The following is a 12,547-nucleotide window of genomic DNA, read 5'->3' on the forward strand; positions in this document are numbered from 1 at the left end:
CGTTGGTCACTGCGGAAGTGTGGGGTGCGGCGCATCATCACTGTTGGTGATGTGGAACTCCCAGCGACTCGTGAGAACATCGTCGGTCGAGGTCCTCACCGTGACCGGCCCGGACGTCGCTGTTTCCGGGACGACAACCTCGAATAATTGGTCTGTCCCAGCAGTATCGTCAGTTCGGCTCGCCGTCTGCGGATTCACTTCCACAGGAATCGCCTCTGCTTCACCACTATTGCCGTCTAGAAAACCGACTCGGACGAGCGGAGCGGAGTTGCGCATGCGGATCTGTACCGTCGTTCCAATCGGGCCGCGATCTGGCCTCACGCGGACGATCCTCGCGGGACTGACTCGATAGTCGTCGGTAGGACCGGCGAGTTGGCTGCGGAGCAACGCATAGCCTCGGGCGAGATTCAGTTGCTGCTCGGTCAGTCCGGGGCCGGTTCGATCTGTCAGCATCCTGCCGAAGTTCTTGGCCAGCTCGTGCGCCAAGTTTCTGTAGTCCTTTTTCTGTTCGCGGAGAATCTTCTCGAGAAGCTGTGCGAGTTCGAGGTCCTCCTTAGCGTCCAACGGGGTGGCGTCGTCGTCTCTTGTGTCCATTTTGTATGTCTCCCTTCACGCGGCGACGGTCACCGAGGCCAGTGCCCCTAGACGGCGCATCCATGTTTCGAAATCCTGTGCGGTTTGCGCGGCGGTCTCGGGATGGACTGCGACGCTGAGGGCTGCATGTGCCAGCAGGCGGAGCCCCTCGGCCTGCAGGTAGTGGCTGGATGTGGTTAACGCGCCACCGCCGGCCCTCGTCAGCTCCGTCAGGGCGGTGGGACTGACTCGGGCAGGGTCGACGATCTGCGCCAGTGCGGCGCCGCCGAAGGCGCGCATCGGGGTGCGGAGCCCGAGCTCAACGATCCGGGGTAGCTGTTCGACGCTGCGGGTGAGTAGTGGCTGGAGAGAGGTAGGGGCGGAATCGATCGGGTAGACGGTCTGCCAGGCTTGACGGAGGGTGTCCCAGGGGCCGATGCCGTAGAACCGTTGGCACATCTGCACTCCGACCAGCACCCGCAGGTACGCGATCGGGTGTGGGTCGCCCAGCGGATAGCTGAACACGTGACGTGCATCGTTGACCACGTCGTGTAGGGCCGCGACCGCACCGTAACCAGAGTGGGCGAACGCCAGCAGATCCGGTCCCAGTTCCGTCGCCCACCCCGCCCACACGTCGGCCACCATCTGGTCTGGGATTCCCCGGCGCAACACTGAAGCCAACTCGTCGTTCCACCCGGTCAGATGCGCCACCTGGTGTCCAGCCTCGTGCAACATGGAGGTGGGCCGCAGCAGATTGAAGCGGGTGAGCTTGATTGCGGCGGCAGGAGAAGGGGATCCCCCGTCCCACGCCCGCCAGCCGGCCCGCAGAATGGAAGCACCCAGGCCGCTGTCGAGGTAGATCAGGGCGGGCGGTGGGGTGATCTTCAATGGCGACAGGGGGGCGCGCATGCTCTCGACTGCCAGGAAGTCGCAGGCCCGCAACAACTCACCCAGCCGGGCTGTGGTGCGGGACCGGACGGCGTTCCCGTAGAAGGTGAGAACGGTCTCGGCCTGCAAGTAGCGGCGACGGAATCGGTGCACCCGCTGCTGGCAGCGGTTCAGATCGGCGAGTGTGAGCGCTGCGCGGATGTCGGTCTGTACCGCGTCGAGCTCGAGTCGTGCGCTGGTGACGAGTTCAGACAAGTGTCTGCGCAATGCGAGCCCCAAATAGGCTTCCAGCGCCCGCCAGGCGTCCGGCGAGGCGAAGTTGTCCAGGTCGGCCAAGCCCACGGTGGCGGTCTGCCAGTGCGCCGCCTCGCCGGACAACTCGAAACGCAGCGCGGCGGCCTCGTCGATCATGACCGGAAACCTGCGACGGTACGCACACCGATCTCGGCCCGCTGCAGCAGCGCTTTGGTCAGGGCGACCGCGGAGCCTACCGCATCGCCAGCAAGTGCCTTGCTGAGTACCTGCATCATCGAATTGTGCCGAGCGGTCACGATGATGGTCACCCCGTTGACCGGTTTGTCGGCCGCGGTGAGGAAGTCTTGGCGTTGCCGGGTGAAGTACTCCGACAGGGCCGTGCCGACCCAGTCGATGATCTTTGCGCCGATCTTCTCGAGCAGTTGTACGCCGACCGCGGAGAGCACCTTGCCGGCGAACTGTTCACTCGCCGCCGCCTCGTGTATCACCTTGACGTGTCGCCCGGCGTTGCCCGAGAGCATGCTCCGCAGCGCGGCGGCATAGATCTTCTTGAGCAACACGATTGCAGGGGTGACCGACTCGCCGCGCCGCATCGACGCTGCCACGGCCTGCGTGTCGGTCTCGTTGAGGTGAATGTAGATCTGCGCCTGCGATGCCGGGACATTCAGCGTCAGGTTGGCCTGACTGGTGCGCCCCACCAGCGACCGGGTCGTCACGACACCGCCTTGGGGCGCCGGACGTCGACTTGGACCTTGGGGGATGAGAACTAGGAAGCGCTGTCCAACCGCGATTCGGCGGGGGGAGAGCAGGAATTGGTTAGCCACATCGCGTCCAAGTCGGGGTTCGCCGAACAAGGCGGCGGCCGTCTGTCGGGTCAGAGGCAGGAACAGCTTCCACCCCTGCGACGAGGTCGGGCCGAGTCCTGGAACACCCTGTTCCAGCCTGGCGATCGAGGACAGTTTGGTTCCCACCAGCGCCTCGTACAGGTAAGCCTTGCAGGTCACGGGTGCCGCGACCCCGAATCGGGCCTGCAGGAACGACGCCAGCTGCACCGACCCGAACCCAGTGACCAGCCGGGCGGTCTGCCGGTTCACGGTGACGTCGAGGACCCGGGTGTATCGCTTGTACCGCCGCCGGCCGGTGACCGGGCGCAGCACCCAGGTGCCGCGCCCGGCCAGTCGCGGCGACGCCTCCTGGTATTCCTCGCGGATCATGTCGGGGGGGAATGATTCGGCGGCGGCTTCTGTGAAGGCTTCCTGCACGGCCGCCTCGAGCAGGCGTTGGTCTTCGAAGACTTCCTGCCCCTGCTCGGCGACCCGGCGAACGGTCCCCTCGACGGCGCTGGCCACCGCCTCCCCGGCCAATCTGCTTGGTTCCGCAGGAACCTCCAGCCCGATCAGACTCATCCCGGTGGACACGATGGCCTGCGACAAGGGGGACGCGACGTCCGCTCCCACGTAGGGGCGGACAAGGTCTCCCAGGTAGCCAGCGAGGAAGCCGACCACCTTGTCGCGGCCGATGATGCTGATGCCCAACTTGAGTGCGGCCAGGATCGCGGGAACGAAGTTCTCCATCGCATCGTTGACGTTGCCGCCCGGAGCGGCCTGGGTGACGTCGCGCACGAACTGCTCGCGGGCGGTATCGAGTGTGGCTAGCCGGTCCTCGGTCTCTTGCTCGGTCTCCTGGGCGGCTTCCGCTTGGATCGACTCCTGCTCGTCCTCCTGTTCGGTGAAGAACAGACTGGCCACGCGTGCGTCGAATTCGCGTTGGATCCCGTCCGGGTCCGGGTGTGCGAGCGACTCGCGTGCCGCGAGGGTTTCAGTCTGTTCGAAGCCGCTGAAGTCCTCGTCCTCACCGGCTCCTAGCTCCTGCTCACCGAACAACCGACCCGCAAGCTTGCGGGCCACTGGCCGCAGAGAGACTGGGAGTCGCCCCAGCGCGAGCTTGAGTACCTGCTTGAGCAGCGGCCGAACCAGTCCCTTGAGTTTGCCGAAGATCCATCCGAGCGGGACGATCTTGCCGACGGCGGCGACCCCCTTCTTCGCCAGGCTCACCGCACCGCGGGCAGCGGCCTTGGCCTTGTCCCAGATTCCTCCCAGGAAGTTCTCGAACGCTGGAGACATATGTTCGAAGCTGGGCCGGATCGACTCGAACAGCCGGTCGAGTTCGTCCTCGGAGCTAGTGGTGATGTCGTGTTGCATGTACTGCTGCGCATAGCGATCGAGCACCGCTTCAGCTTCACTTGCGAGCGGGGCCATGTACTGCTCGAGGAATTGCTCGCCGTCGCGGGCCTGGACCTCATTGGACTGCGCGCCCATCGTGGCAGCGGCCTCAGCCGCCAACTCGTAGAGCGCCTCACCGAATTCCGCCTCGTACAGGCTCGAAACCATTGTCTCGTACGCCTCGCGCTCCGGACTCGGCCCACCGAGGCCAGCGGCCTCTCGATACTCGGAGCGGAACGGCGATTCCATACCAGTTCCCGGAGGCATCGTCTCCATGCCCATTCCGGGGGCTTCGTCCTCCGACACCAGCTGGAAGGTCTCGGCAAACGGGGAGGCCGGAGCGTAGGCCTCGATTTCGGCGGACGTGGCGGTCATGGCCTCCCCCTCGGGGATATCGGTGCAGTCCACTGCGACGCGGCCTCCCAAATCAAGCCATCGTCGCGCTCCCAATCGTCCTCATCAGCCGTCATCGAGGTGTCACCAAGCTGTCACCGACCCGAGGAGAGCGCTCCTGGGCGCGGGATACCGTGCGCGTCGCACTACGACTCTGCAGTGGCCTTCGCGACCTGCTCTTAGGCACCGCTGCTGAGCGCGTATCGCGATGGGCCGCAGGGGGATCCGTTCCTGCTGCACCTGAGCAACCTGTCGGCGGTGCAGACCGTGTACGCGATGACGATCCACAGTGCTGCTCGCGCCGGGTGATGGAACCATCAACTGGGTAGACCGAATGATGGTTCCCATCAACCGATGCGGGGGGTAGGCGTCCGGAGACGCGGTCAGTTGGCCGCGGCCTGCTGCAGTTGTCGGAGCGACTCGCCGGTGGTCCCGAGCTCGGCGACGATCGCGCTCCACGAGTAGCCGGCGTCCCGCGCCGCGGCGAGGCTGGCCGCGAGGTCGTCCTCTGCCTGGGCGTGGGCCCGCGCGGCGGCGCGGAGGACGGCGAGCGGGGTGGGCTCCAGGTCGTCTGCCTCTGCCTCTGCCTCGGCGGCGGTCTCTGCCTCGGCCTCGGCCTGTTCGTCGGTGGCGTCGGAGTCGACCTCGGCGTCGGCCTCTTCGTGGGTGGCGTCGGCGTCGGCCTCCATGTCCGCGTCGGGGGCGTCGGTCGGATCGGTGGCCTCGGTGGCCTCGGACTCGGCCACGTCGTCGGCCTCGATCAGGTCGCTCCAGTCGGTCGGCACGTCATTCTCGAAGCGCTGGGCGAACTCCGCGGCGCGGTCGAAGATTTCTTGGGTCGATCGGTTCAACTGGGGGCACCTCGGGAGTACGGGTCGGCAATGTCGCTGGGAGAGAAGGCGCATTCGTGCAGCGTTGACCACGGTGCCGACGTCCTGTTCGGTGGTGCGATCTCGACGACCGTCCCCGACCCCCGTCGCAAAGTTACCCTGCCCCGTCGTCAGAACAGCGTGGGCTCCGCCAGTGCCCCCTGCCGGGCCTCGCGCAGTCGCGCGCTCCACCGCTGCACCAGCCACATCTCGATCAGCTCGGGGCGGGTGTTCGCCTGCGCCGCCCAGTCGCCGAGCAGGGTGACGTACCGGTCGTAGCGGCGGAGGGTGAAGCCGCTGACCGACGGGTCCTCGAGCCAGCCCTCGTGGATCAGCGTGGAGACGCCGTACTGGTCGATCAGCTGGGCCCGGCCGCTCGACGTGCCCGCCTCCACCGCCCACAGGTACACCGCCAGCAGCGACACCCCGACGCCCGGCGTCTCCGGCCAGCCCGACCACGACGCGCTCGCCGCGTTCGGGAGGGAACGCTCGCGCGCGCAGTGCCTCAGGACGCCCCGGATCCGGGCGAGCGGGTCCTCGCCGACGCGGGCGTGCGGATTGACCACGTCGGGGAAGCGGCGCTTGAACCGGCGGTGCGGGTGCGCGCCCTGCCAGGCGGCGCAGAGGAACAGCAGACCCAGGCCGTCGTCGTCCGGCTCGACGAGTTCGCTGCCGCGCCGAAGGTCGTTGCGCTGCACCACCGCGACGCCCTCGGCGACGACGCGTCCGTCGAGATCGCGTCCGCGCAGCCGAATCTCGTGGCCGGCCTGTGCGAGGTGCCCGTTCCACCAGTCGAGGTCGACCTGGGCGCCGTCGTCGAGGACGTGCAGCGGGTAGGACCGGGTGCGGCACCACTGCACGCACGCCTCGGGCGGCTCGAAGCCCTCGTCACTCAGGTGCATGGGGGAAGGATGCCAGGCCGCACCGACAGCGCCGTGACGCGTGCGACGGGCGTGTCACGAGATCGTGACACTTCGTGGCGGAGGCGGGGCGCGGGCGCGGCGGGCTCGTGACACGGCGTCGGCAGTGTCGGTGGCATGAACATTCTCAACCGCCGCGTCCGGGTCCGTCCCGAACGGCTCTCGGCCGCGTTCGCGCTGGGGGTCGTCGGCCTCGCCGTCTTCGGGCTCGCCGTCCACACCACCGCGGGCCAGGTCGTCGACCAGGCGCTGATGGCCCGGGCGTCCACCTCGTCGGCCAGCGGCTTCTCCGCGATCTTCGTCGGGGCGATCGTGCCGTTCACGCTCGTCGGCGGGGTCCTCGTCGCGTTGCTGGTGGTGATGGGGGAGCAGCCGCTGCGGCTGGCCGGCCGGGTGGCGCTGGTGACCTTCGGTCCGATCGTGACGGCGTGGTGGCTCAAGCGGGCGCTGAACCGCCCGAGCCTGGACGGGCTGGTGATGCACAACTCCTTCCCGAGCGGCACGCTCACCGCGGTCGCGGCCGTCGCATGCACGGCGGTGCTCGCGACGCCGCGGCGCTGGCGCCCGGTCGCGGCGGTCAACGCGGCGCTGGTGACCACGGGCACCGCGGTGACGGTGGTGGTGCTGCGATGGCACCGGCCCAGCGACGCCCTCGGCGCGCTGCTGATCGTCGGATGTTTCACGTTGATCGCGTCCGCGTTCACCACCACCGACGCGCCGGTCGGCGGCGGTGACGGGCTCGCGCGGCTGTCGGATCCGCGGGCGGAACGGCTGGTCGCGCGATGAACGCGACCCGGGGGCGGCTCCGGCGCGGCGGTACGATCCTGACCAGCGGCAGGAGTGCATCCGACGAAGGCGGCCGACACGTGGCGAGCATTCTCCTCATCGAGGACGATCCGGCGGGGGCCGAGGCGATGCGCCTCGGCCTGACCCGGCTGGGGCACCGGGTGCGGCACCGCGCGGACGGCAACACCGACCTGGCGGCGGAGATCGCCGAGACCGACCTGATCCTGCTCGACCTCGGTCTGCCGGGCGCCGACGGCTACGAGATCTGCCGCCGGGTGCGGGCCGTGAGCGCGGTGCCTATCGTGATCCTCACCGCGCGGTCCGACGACGTCGACACCGTCGCCGGGCTGGAGGCGGGCGCCGACGACTACGTGGTCAAGCCGGTGACGCCGCGGGTGCTCGACGCCCGCATCAAGGCGGTGCTGCGGCGCACGGTCGCGTTGCCGCAGGCTCCGCAGGCGGCTGCCGCCGCGCCGTCGGACACGGGCCTCGACATCGACCGCCGGGCGCTGCGCGTGCACCGCGACGGGGTGCCGATCACCCTCACCCCGACCGAGATTCGGCTGCTGCTGGTGCTGTCGGAGAGCCCCGGTCAGGTGCTCAGCCGGCAGCAGCTGCTCGCGGCGGCCTGGGACCAGGACTACCTCGGCGACTCCCGGCTGGTGGACGCGGCGATCCAGCGGCTGCGCGCGAAGATCGAGGACGACCCGTCCGACCCGCGGATCGTCGAGACCGTCCGCGGGTTCGGCTACCGATTCGTGCCGCCGCGGTGAGGCCGCGGCTCGGGGGACTGCAGGCCCGCTTCGTGCTGGTGTTCGTCGTCGCGGTGGCCGTGGTGGCGGGCGTGACGGCGGTCGCGGTGGCGATCGCCGCGCGGTCCTGGGTGTACACCAACGCGCAGGACGCGGCGATCACCGAGTTCCGCGACGACATGGCCGTGCTGTACGGCCAGCACATCGACACCTCGAATCCGGCTGCGCTGCAACAGTATCTGCCCGGCGACGCGACCGCCGTGGTGGACGGGAGGGTGGTGCACCGCGGCTCGGTGGATCCGGCGCAGGTCGGTGAGTCGTTCGCCGCCGGCGTCGACTCTCCCCGGCTGGTGCGGTTCCAGCGGCTGGACTCGCAGCGGATCCTGCTCGGCGAGTCGGTGGTGGTCAGCGACGTCGCCGGCGAGCAGGAGCAACTGGTGAAGGCGTACGCGATCAGGCCGCTGGTGGGGGTGCAGGAGAAGTTCGACAGCCTCGTCCGCATCGTCGCGGTGACGCTGACGGTGGGCGTGGTGCTGTGCGGGCTGGTCGGGTGGTGGATCGCGTCGACGCTCGTGCGTCCGCTGCGCCGCCTCGACGACGCGGCCGCGCAGGCCGCGGCCGGCGACCTCGACGTGCGGCTGCCGGAGGTGGGGGTGGCCGAGCTGGCGCAGGTGACCGAGACGTTCAACGAGATGATACGCCAACACGGTTCGGCGATCGCCCGGCTGACGGCGTCGGAGTCGCAGTCGCGCCGGTTCGTCGCCGACGTCTCCCACGAGCTGCGCACGCCGCTGGCCGCGCTGGTGCCGATGGGGGAGGTGCTGCGGGAGGAGGCGGACCGGCTGCCCGCGGACACCGGCGCGGCGGCCCGGATCGTCGGCGAGGAGATCGACAAGCTGGCCCGGCTGGTGGAGGACCTGATAGAGATGTCGCGGCACGACGTCGGCCGGGCGACGCTCGACGTCGCGGAGCTGGACCTGGCGGCGCTGGTGCGCGCGACGCTGACCGCGCGGGGCTGGGACGGCCGGGTCCCGGTGTCGGCGGACGCCCCGGTGCCGGTGCGCGGGGACGCGCGCCGGCTGGAGATCGTGGTGGCGAACCTGGTGGGGAACGCGCTGCGGCACGGGGCCGACCCGGTGCGCGTGAGCGTGCGGCGCGAGGGGGAGCGGGCGGTGGTCGAGGTGCGCGATCACGGGCCGGGGGTGCCGGACGAGCACCGGGAGGAGATCTTCGAGCGGTTCTTCAAGGTGGACACCGCCCGCGGGCGCAGCGAGGGCAGCGGGCTGGGGCTGTCGCTGGCGCTGGAGAACGCGCGGCTGCACGGCGGCACGATCGACGTGGCCCGGGAGGCGGGGGTCACGGTGTTCACGCTGCGGCTGCCGGCGGCGTGAATTGACCTGTGGCGCAGCAAGGCCGGGCCGCCCCCGTGCGGGGCGACCCGGCCTGGTGCTGTTGCCGGGTTACTTGGCGGTGATGCCGAGGTCGCCTTCGGCCGGCTCGGCGTCGTGCCCGCACGCGCAGTCGTCGCCGCAGCCGCCGCCACCGCACTCGCCGGCATAGCTGTCGTCGTCGGCGTCGCAGTCGAGGCTGCCGCCGAACCGGGCCGCGAAGTCGTCGTCGAGGTCGTGGGTGAGGTCGTGGACCTCGTCGATCAGGTTGAGCAGGTGCTGCGGCGCGAACGGGTCCGCGTCGAGGAGGGTCGAGACCAGCAGGTGCTCCTCGCTGAGCGTGAAGCGCAACCGCGGCCACTCCTCCGACAGCTCGACCAGCTGCGTGGTGGCCTGCGCGCGGTCGGTGATGCCGGTGACGATCGACGACCACACGTGCAGCTGCGGTCCGTCGTCGGCGACCGTCACGTAGACGGCGAAGCCGTGCACGGGGATCGCGATGTCGCCGTCCTCGTCGGTGTCCGGCTCGGAGCCGAGCAGCTCGGCGAGGGTGCGCACGCACAGGGAGTGCAGCTGGTCGCGCTCGTCGGTGACCACGGCGAGGGCGCCGTCGATCCGAAGCGGCTGGTCGTCGGTGGTGTCGTGGTCGGTCATCGGGTCCTCTGTCCTGCGCGGGGATGTGTGCGGGTCCACGGTAGCGCGGGGCGAGGGTCTTCGGCGCGGCGCCTACCTGGGTGTACGGCGCACGATCGGTCGTGCGCCGGCCTCGAGGCAAAGACTGGTGTGAATGGTCCACGCCCGGCAGCTCGGGTTCATTCTCCCTTTCCCAGCAGTAGGAGCAATTCCACCAACGGCGTCCTCGAGCAGGACGGTCAGCCCGGGGTGGTCGGTGGTCGCGCCGGACTTGCGGTCGACGTATATGCAGTCCGGGTCGATGCCGGAGGCGGTGAGGGCGTCGATCTTCCGGTCGAGGTCCTGTCCTATCGTTGAGACGCGCGCGTATCTCAGCTCGATGCCGTCAGGCGGATCGAAAATTGTTTCCGTAGCAGGGTTTCGGCACCCCGCTTTGGAATGATCTTTTGAGACGGAATTGAGTTGGGATGACCCACTTCGGCGCCAGGCTGTCAGGAGCCGTCTCACTAAAAGGAAATGGGACTCTCCGGATTTGCTGGGCGATCCCAACTCAGTAGAGCTTGAGCCCCACGTGGTCAACGATGATCCTGCGATTCCCGGAGTCGAGGGCAAAATGGATCCGCCCCACCTGTGACGGTGCCGTGTGATCGCGAACCTTGACGTGCGGCGTTCTGTTGTGCGTCCTGCCGTCGTATTCAAAGTCCCGGAGCTTGGCGTTCTTCTCGATTCGATCGTCTTGAAGAGCGACCTTGAGATCGAACTCGTCCCGCATCCATGTATCCAGATGCGGGTAGGTTCGGTCCTGATCGTCATAGAGGGTCGCCGCAACTCGGGTGAGCTTCGTTAGACACTCGGCCATCTCATCGGGAAAGGGATACTTGCTCTTCTTCCACGTAGTTGCAGCTCGATCGGTGAACAGGATGTGCCCGGACCCGGCGTCTTGCAGATGAAGGAAGAGGTTCTCTGCACTGAATGCGTCACCAGTAATGAGGGGTGGGAGTGTTGCCCAGGGATCTTCTTCGGGTCTTGCGGCGTCAGGCGGAGTGATGCTTGCTTGAAGGGCTACCTTCAGCTGTTCGATTTCGGCTTCGAGAGTGGGCACCTTCTCCGCTTGTGCCTGGAATCGTGAAGCGCGATCCTCCTCGTCTGTTGCGAGTTGCTGCCACTCGTAGGCGCCTGATCGTACGGCGCTGAGTTCGTCTTGTAGGGCTTCAATCTGCGCACTGGTATTGCCCTCGGCCAGGGCATGCGCGGTCCGAGCTCGAGCGGAGCGATCCTGATCGGCGACCTCCGCCCGACGCGCCTCGCGAAAGGCGCGATCCAGACCGCGCGCGAGAACGGATGTCGGTGCGAGCAGCCGCATCAGGTGGGCTCGTAGTAGGTCCGAGTTTTCGGAATTCAACTGTTGCTCGTCGAATGAAACGGTGCGTGCTGAAGGGTCGCTCCAGATCAGCCGTGCGCCCGCAAAAGGTGGTGCGAATCCAGGTATCTCGGCATCGAGAGTCCTCAAAGCGCGATAGTCGATAGTCACGACACGTACAAGACCAACAAGTTTGGCCGCAGACTCGCGAGATGCCTTGAGTGCGGGAAGTGTTCGCGTATGGACGAGCAGAATCGGCAATCGAGAGGGCGTGCGGATGGCCTCAGCTAGGGTGCTGACTTCGGCATCATCTCGGACCTGCAGGTAGCGGCCATCCTGAATCTGACCGTTGATGGCGAGAACGATCTGGTCGTTCTCGAGAAGCGAACGAATGACTCCAGGCTGCCAGAGATCCGCTGGCGGCGCAGGTGAAAGCCATGTAGGAGAGCTCTCGCGTGCCATTGAGACACGAACGGTCGTTTCAGTGCCGATGTGTCCCAACGTCAGTCGGGTAACAAATGCTGAGCCCGATTCTTCACTACCATCCCGGATCTCGACCCTGATCGCTTTCGCATCTTTTGTGCCGGTGGCTTCCCAGATAGCAGTGCGGGGAGAACCGGACTTGTTGGGGCGCATCTCGAGACGCCCACGGGTGGCCAGGGTAACCCGATCAATGCGCTGACCCGAGGTGAAGGTGAGCCAGGACGCGATGCTGCCCAGTGTCGTCTCGTACAGATCGATTGAAGCGTTCCGCGGCCGAACGTCAAACTCCACAACATAGAGAACCTGCACTGTGCCTCCTTCTTCCGTGTTCGATGTGCGCACCCTACTGGCTCACCCCGTCATGGATAGTCTTTGTAGCTGGTGCCGACTCCGACTGTCGTAATTTGGTGCCAGGCCGGGAAGGTCGTACATCAGGCGCCGACTCCGTGCAGGGTGCGGTACACGGACGGCAGGAGTTCGCCGGGGAGCTTCTGGGCGAGGTTCTTGTTGTTGAGGATCTGCGCCAACTGGTTTGCCGAGGATTCCATCGCCCCGATCACGGCGTCGACGAACGCGATATCGAGGTCGGGGCTGGCGGAGACTTGCGCCATCGAGTTGTGACGGGCCTGCTGCTGCAGCGTTTCCGATTCCTCGAGCCGGTCCCAGATGTGCGTCACGACATTCGGGTCGTACGAATCCGGGTGATCGCCGGAGAATAGGTCGTTGATCTTCGCGATCACCACTTCGAGGGCGACCATCTCCGGATCCCTCACGGATCCGGCGTATGCATTCTTCGCTGGCTCCAACCGCACGCCGGCGGTGGCTGGCTGTGCTGCTGCGCCTGCTCGTGGTGACCGAGGTAGTCGATCGTCACCGGGGACGTCGATCGGGGTCTGCTTTTCGTCGCCGGTGAGCTGGGGGGCGGAGTTTGAGGTAAATCGCGAGCTTCTACAGCCACGGGTTCTCGTAGTCGAACAACTGCGACAGGAACTCGTACTGGCGGACGTACATGCCCCACGTCCCTG

12 protein-coding genes are annotated in these 12,547 nt (G+C 67.3%); 3 read left to right on the plus strand and 9 right to left on the minus strand.

Features of this window, described 5'->3' with window-relative positions:
* Positions 1-6: 6 nt before the first annotated feature.
* The 5 genes from ACFXGJ_RS01495 to ACFXGJ_RS01515 form a co-directional block, all read right to left on the minus strand.
* Positions 7-594: a hypothetical protein gene (locus tag ACFXGJ_RS01495; protein WP_378615740.1), complete on the minus strand. Its 588-nt coding sequence runs from the start codon at positions 592-594 to the stop codon at positions 7-9.
* Positions 595-609: 15 nt separating this feature from the next.
* On the minus strand, positions 610-1,872 hold the full coding sequence (locus tag ACFXGJ_RS01500; protein WP_378615742.1) for a hypothetical protein: 1,263 nt from the start codon (positions 1,870-1,872) through the stop codon (positions 610-612).
* Complete coding sequence (locus ACFXGJ_RS01505; RefSeq protein ID WP_378615744.1) at positions 1,869-4,313, minus strand: hypothetical protein; 2,445 nt, start codon at positions 4,311-4,313, stop codon at positions 1,869-1,871. Before ACFXGJ_RS01505 ends, ACFXGJ_RS01500 begins: the two co-directional genes overlap by 4 nt.
* Positions 4,314-4,714: 401 nt before the next feature.
* Entirely contained in the window at positions 4,715-5,182 is a 468-nt protein-coding gene (locus ACFXGJ_RS01510) for a hypothetical protein (RefSeq protein WP_378615746.1), read from the minus strand.
* 149 nt (positions 5,183-5,331) lie between these two features.
* On the minus strand, positions 5,332-6,102 hold the full coding sequence (locus ACFXGJ_RS01515) for a hypothetical protein (protein WP_378615748.1): 771 nt from the start codon (positions 6,100-6,102) through the stop codon (positions 5,332-5,334).
* A gap of 135 nt (positions 6,103-6,237) precedes the next feature.
* Between ACFXGJ_RS01515 and ACFXGJ_RS01520 the strand changes: the two genes are divergently transcribed.
* The 3 genes from ACFXGJ_RS01520 to ACFXGJ_RS01530 all read left to right on the plus strand — a co-directional run bounded on the left by ACFXGJ_RS01520 (position 6,238) and on the right by ACFXGJ_RS01530 (position 9,049).
* Positions 6,238-6,906 (plus strand): phosphatase PAP2 family protein, encoded by a 669-nt coding sequence (locus ACFXGJ_RS01520; protein WP_378615750.1) that lies wholly within the window; start codon positions 6,238-6,240, stop codon positions 6,904-6,906.
* 80 nt (positions 6,907-6,986) lie between these two features.
* Positions 6,987-7,679, plus strand: a complete 693-nt coding sequence (locus tag ACFXGJ_RS01525) for a response regulator transcription factor (protein ID WP_378615752.1) — start codon at positions 6,987-6,989, stop codon at positions 7,677-7,679.
* Positions 7,676-9,049: a sensor histidine kinase gene (locus ACFXGJ_RS01530; protein ID WP_378615754.1), complete on the plus strand. Its 1,374-nt coding sequence runs from the start codon at positions 7,676-7,678 to the stop codon at positions 9,047-9,049. The genes ACFXGJ_RS01525 and ACFXGJ_RS01530 overlap by 4 nt, the downstream gene beginning before the upstream one ends.
* 69 nt (positions 9,050-9,118) lie before the next feature.
* On the opposite strand, the gene ACFXGJ_RS01535 is transcribed toward ACFXGJ_RS01530, so the two are convergent.
* From ACFXGJ_RS01535 to ACFXGJ_RS01550, 4 genes are all read right to left on the minus strand, one after another.
* Positions 9,119-9,700 (minus strand): hypothetical protein, encoded by a 582-nt coding sequence (locus ACFXGJ_RS01535; RefSeq protein ID WP_378615756.1) that lies wholly within the window; start codon positions 9,698-9,700, stop codon positions 9,119-9,121.
* Positions 9,701-9,772: 72 nt separating this feature from the next.
* On the minus strand, positions 9,773-10,186 hold the full coding sequence (locus ACFXGJ_RS01540; protein WP_378615758.1) for a recombinase family protein: 414 nt from the start codon (positions 10,184-10,186) through the stop codon (positions 9,773-9,775).
* Between the two features lie 43 nt (positions 10,187-10,229).
* A complete protein-coding gene (locus ACFXGJ_RS01545) occupies positions 10,230-11,831 on the minus strand; it encodes a hypothetical protein (RefSeq protein ID WP_378615760.1) in 1,602 nt (533 codons plus the stop codon).
* A 122-nt stretch (positions 11,832-11,953) separates the two neighbouring features.
* Positions 11,954-12,280 (minus strand): hypothetical protein, encoded by a 327-nt coding sequence (locus ACFXGJ_RS01550; protein ID WP_378615762.1) that lies wholly within the window; start codon positions 12,278-12,280, stop codon positions 11,954-11,956.
* Between the last annotated feature and the right edge of the window lie 267 nt (positions 12,281-12,547).

The sequence above is a fragment of the Rhodococcus sp. NPDC059234 genome, from assembly GCF_042754225.1.
GTDB lineage: Bacteria > Actinomycetota > Actinomycetes > Mycobacteriales > Mycobacteriaceae > Rhodococcus_G.

What these genes read in the sequence shown, in the direction of transcription:
- ACFXGJ_RS01495 (WP_378615740.1), bottom strand. Translation starts at nt 594, where the DNA reads ATGGACACAAGAGACGACGACGCCACCCCGTTGGACGCTAAGGAGGAC.
- ACFXGJ_RS01500 (WP_378615742.1), bottom strand. Translation starts at nt 1,872, where the DNA reads ATGATCGACGAGGCCGCCGCGCTGCGTTTCGAGTTGTCCGGCGAGGCG.
- ACFXGJ_RS01505 (WP_378615744.1), bottom strand. Translation starts at nt 4,313, where the DNA reads ATGACCGCCACGTCCGCCGAAATCGAGGCCTACGCTCCGGCCTCCCCG.
- ACFXGJ_RS01515 (WP_378615748.1), bottom strand. Translation starts at nt 6,102, where the DNA reads ATGCACCTGAGTGACGAGGGCTTCGAGCCGCCCGAGGCGTGCGTGCAG.
- ACFXGJ_RS01520 (WP_378615750.1), top strand. Translation starts at nt 6,238, where the DNA reads ATGAACATTCTCAACCGCCGCGTCCGGGTCCGTCCCGAACGGCTCTCG.
- ACFXGJ_RS01535 (WP_378615756.1), bottom strand. Translation starts at nt 9,700, where the DNA reads ATGACCGACCACGACACCACCGACGACCAGCCGCTTCGGATCGACGGC.
- ACFXGJ_RS01550 (WP_378615762.1), bottom strand. Translation starts at nt 12,280, where the DNA reads ATGGTCGCCCTCGAAGTGGTGATCGCGAAGATCAACGACCTATTCTCC.